The organism is Phycisphaerae bacterium, from assembly GCA_012729815.1.
In the GTDB taxonomy this organism is placed as follows: domain Bacteria; phylum Planctomycetota; class Phycisphaerae; order JAAYCJ01; family JAAYCJ01; genus JAAYCJ01.
Genome location: JAAYCJ010000311.1, coordinates 1 through 4,302 on the forward strand (window position 1 = coordinate 1; position 4,302 = coordinate 4,302).

A 4,302-nucleotide genomic window follows, 5' to 3' on the forward strand; every position below is an offset into this window, starting at 1 on the left:
AGGGCGATTTCCGGTCGAACGAAGCGAATCTCTTTCGCCTTGCCGATCGGTCCGTACACCGGGTCCCAGACGGTGTAACCGTGCAGGTACGGAAAGCCAAAGTGCAGGCCCGGCTCGGCGGCGCGGTTCAACTCGTCCGGCGGACGGTTGTCGCCCATCCAGTCCCGGCCGTTTTCCGTGAACCACAGCTCGCCGGTTGTCGGATGCCAGTCGAACCCCACCGTGTTGCGAATGCCCTCGGCGAATATCTCCAGCTCCGAACCGTCCGGCTTCATTCGCATGATCGTCGAATACCGCGGATCTTCCCGCAGGCACACGTTGCACGGCGCTCCGATCGGCACGTACAGCCGGTTGTCCGGCCCGAACCGGATGAACTTCCAGCCGTGGTGCTGGTCGTCGGGAAACGACTCGTTGACCACCACCGGCGCCGGCGGATCGTCGATCCGGTTCTCGATACTCGGCAGCTTCACCACCCGGTCGACGGCGGAAATGTAGAGGTCGCCCTCGTGGAAATCCACGCCTACCGGCTGGTCCAGCCCTCGAGCCACCACCGCCACCCGATCGGCCTTGTGGTCGCCGTCCTGATCGATAATGGCAAAGACCTTGCCCGACCACGAGCCGACAAACAGAATCCCGTTGGGCGAAAAAACCATCTCCCGCGCCTCGGGCACGTCGGCTGAGTATACCTCGATCCGAAACCCTTCCGGCAGCACGATTTTATCCAGCCGGATTTGCTGTCCCACGCCGCACGACGGCAATAGCGCCGCCACGCCCAGCAACACCAGGTGCGCTCTGTCTCCCATGGCCATCCCCCCTTATTTGCGAATGGTGCCGATCAGCCTCCCGAAATCTCGATCACGATCTTGCCGAACTGCTCGCCTTCCTCCATCCGCCGCATCGCTTCCTTCGCGTGGTCCAGCGGCAGCACGAAATCGACCACCGGCTTGAGCCCCGTCACGTTCACCGCCCGCAGCAGACGGCAGAAATCCTCGTGCGAGCCCATCGTCGATCCGAGCACCGAAACCTGATTCCAGTACAAGCTTTGCAGATCGATCCGCGCCTTCGCACCCGTGGTCACTCCGCAAAGGACCACCCGTCCGCCCCGGCGAACCACCTGCATGTCGATCACAAACGTCGCGGCGCCCACCGCGTCGATCACCACGTCCACGCCGGCCCCTTGGGTGATCGACTTGACCTCCTGGGCCACGTCGGCCTTCGCGTAGTTGATCGTCCGATCCGCTCCCACTTCCTTCGCCCGCCGAAGCTTCTCGTCCGACGATGACGTCACGATCGCCTCGGCGCCCGCGACCTTGGCGATCTGCAGGGCCGCCAGGGCCACGCCGCCGCCGATCCCGTGGATCAGCACCGTCTCGCCCGGCTTCAGTTCCGCCCGCGTCATCAGCATCCGCCACGCCGTCAGGTGGACCAGCGGCAACGCGGCCGCCTCCACGAAACACAGATGCTCCGGCTTGGGATAGAGATTCTCCGCCGGTACGGCGACCATCTCGGCGAACGTGCCCGGCCGCGTCGCCCCCACAATCTCAAAATCGCGGCACAGGCTCTGCTCGCCGCGGCGGCAGAACTCGCACCGCCCGCAGCTTATGCCCGGGTTCAGCACCACCTCGTCGCCCGGCTTGACGCCCTCCACGCACGGCCCGACCGCCTCGACCACGCCGGCGGCGTCCGAACCAAGTACGTGCGGCATCGGCGATTCCATCCCCGGCCGACCCTTGCGCACCCAGATGTCCAGGTGATTCAAAGCCGCCGCCCGGACGCGAACCACCGCCTCGCCCTCACCGGGAGTGGGCGCCGGAAGGTCCATCACCTCGACCGCATCCAGTTCCCCGTCCGCCCGAAACGCGACCGCCTTCATGCTTCACCTTTCATCCGACTATGCCCATGTTGTCCGGGACGCCGATGGCCCCGAATCCACAAACCACCTCAAACCGCCCTAGCGGACTACTTCAGAATGCAGATCGACTCGGGCACGACCAGCCGCAGCGCCAGCGACTCGGAGATCGCGAACTCATACTCGCGATCGTCCGGCCCAACGAAGCTGGCAGCCAGGTCCTGACCCAAAACGATGGATGCGTACTGCCGACCCGTCGCGATCAGCACGCCGCCCGACTTGAGCACCGGCGCCTTGACCAACCCGTCGGTGATGATCTGGCTGACGTGCTCGATCTCGGTCGCATTGCCTTGGTGGTAGCGGCGATAGAGCAGGTTGTACAGGTTCGGCGACAGCGCAGCCGCGTACGGCCCGTGAAAACCCGCCGCGTCCAGTTTCGTGATCGCCCGGATCAGATCGTCAGCGGCACGGCCGATCTCGTCCCACGACTGAAGCTGGTGCGATTCGGTCCCCTTGGCCGACAGCAGGCCTGTCATACCCGCCGCCTTCGAGCCGTTGAAGATCAGGTTGTCCTCAGCCTGGGCGCAGGCCAGCGCCGCCTTGGCGATCCCCTCCGCCTGGAAAGGCAAATCCGTACTCTCGAACGTGGCCACGTCGCGAACCGGCAGCTTGAAGGCGGCGTGAAGCTCCACCACCGGCACCGGCACGCTCGCGCTGATCGTTACGCCTTCCCCACCTTCACCGAGTTGGCGGTCCGTGCCGGGCAGGTTCTTGAGCTCCAGCCCGAACGGCCCGTCAATGTGCAGAATCCGCCGGCCCGAAAGCTGCGACTTCGCCGCCGCCACCACGATCTCGTCAATCCGATTCCATACCTTCTCCCCGAAAGGAGCGTCATCGCGATGCAAATACTTATTCGTCATGGTTTTACCCCCAATTCTTGAATGTCTCAGGTCCTCTCCGAAGCTCGGATCATCCCTTGGATTTCATCTCGCCGATCGACGGCACATCGCCTTCCGGTTCTTCCGCCGACGGCGTCTGCTCGGGAGTCTGCCCGAGCTTCCTGGCCTCTTCCTCCACCTCTTCATACCCGTTCTGCAGGAACTGCCGCTCGTCCGGCAGGAAGAAGTCCAGCAGACGCATGAACTCCCCGGCGTGCTCACGCTCCTCGTTCGCCACGTCCTGCATCACCTCCTTGGTCAGCGGGTCGTCCGTGGCGTCCGCGATCGCCTCATAGAGATGGATCGCCTCATACTCGGCGGCGATCGACAGCCGGATCGCCCGCGTGATCTCGCGCTTGTTCAGCTTCCGGTCCGGAGCCATACCGCTGAATGGATTGACGAACTCAGGCATGGGAGACCTCCTTTATCGCTGTAATCGACAATATAGCAATAGTAGTGTTGGGTAGAGACAGGCAGCTTGCCTCGTTGGCTCAACCCGGATTTCCCCAATTCGTGAATCAATGAACCCCTGTACGCTGTTTTATGATAGTTACTACTTTCCGCCTCCGTCAAGGAAAAAAGGTTTGATCTGGAGCAGGAAGGTGGCGCATGGTGATCGTGGGGGGGCAGCCAGTGTCGCTGTCGGTCGTTTACCCGCAGTCTTTGAACGATGGGTTCGGATTACCGCTGGGCCCCGACCATCTCGTCGATCAGCTTCTTTCTTGCCTCATCGACCGGCTCCAGCGGACTGACCGCCCGGCCGTTGCCGATCCCGAGCTTCGACAGCGCGTACTTGAGCCCCGAAATCCAGCACGGCCCCGTCCGCAGCATGGTCTGACGCATCGCCAGCACCCGCATCTGGAGACGCAGCAGCTCGGTGTAGTCCCGGTCCAGGTGAGCCTGCCAGGCCCGCACGAACGTTTCCGGCTCGTAATTCGCGCACACCGGCACCATGCCGCACGCCCCAGCGAACAGTCCATCCGCGATGAACCGCTCGTCGCCCATGAGCACGTTCAAACCGACCGCGCGGCCCTGCTCGACGAGCTTCCAGAAGACGTTCATATCGCCCGAACTGTCCTTGTAGTAGCGCGTCCAGCCGCGTTTGGCCGCTTCGCAAACCGTCTCGACCGCCACCGTCGATGCGGTAAAACCCGGAATGTTGTACGCGATCATCTCCATCCGGTCCGACGCCGCCGCGCGGGCCTCGCCGAACAGGCGAAGCTGCTCCGAAGCCGTGACGATCGGCTGATAGAACGTCGGCGTCAGCACGAAGTACTTGTACCCGATCCGGTCGGCCGCTTTGATCTTCTCGATCACCCGCCGCGTCGAGGTCTCCATCACGCCGGCCAGCAGATGCGCCTTGTCGCCCGCCTCGTCGCGCGTCACCTCGAGCAATCGGACCCACTGGTCGAACGACAGCAGCGGCCCTTCGCCCGCCGAACCGGCCACGAACAGCGTGTTAAGGTCCGCGCCGATCAGACGCCGCACCAGCTTCCGAAGCGATGGTTCGTCCAC

At 63.6% G+C, this 4,302-nt stretch carries 5 protein-coding genes; all 5 read right to left on the reverse strand.

Going from position 1 to position 4,302, the window contains the following annotated elements; genetic code table 11:
• The coding region (locus tag GXY33_20465; GenBank protein ID NLX07522.1) for a sorbosone dehydrogenase family protein at positions 1 to 809 on the reverse strand (809 nt) is incomplete at its 3' end.
• 26 nt (positions 810 to 835) lie between these two features.
• Entirely contained in the window at positions 836 to 1,873 is a 1,038-nt protein-coding gene (locus GXY33_20470) for a zinc-binding dehydrogenase (protein NLX07523.1), read from the reverse strand.
• Positions 1,874 to 1,959: 86 nt separating this feature from the next.
• Positions 1,960 to 2,769, reverse strand: a complete 810-nt coding sequence (locus GXY33_20475; GenBank protein NLX07524.1) for a bacteriocin family protein — start codon at positions 2,767 to 2,769, stop codon at positions 1,960 to 1,962.
• 49 nt (positions 2,770 to 2,818) lie between these two features.
• A complete protein-coding gene (locus GXY33_20480) occupies positions 2,819 to 3,199 on the reverse strand; it encodes a Rubrerythrin (protein NLX07525.1) in 381 nt (126 codons plus the stop codon).
• A gap of 269 nt (positions 3,200 to 3,468) precedes the next feature.
• A partial coding sequence (locus tag GXY33_20485; GenBank protein NLX07526.1) for a dihydrodipicolinate synthase family protein occupies positions 3,469 to 4,302 on the reverse strand: 834 nt, incomplete at its 5' end.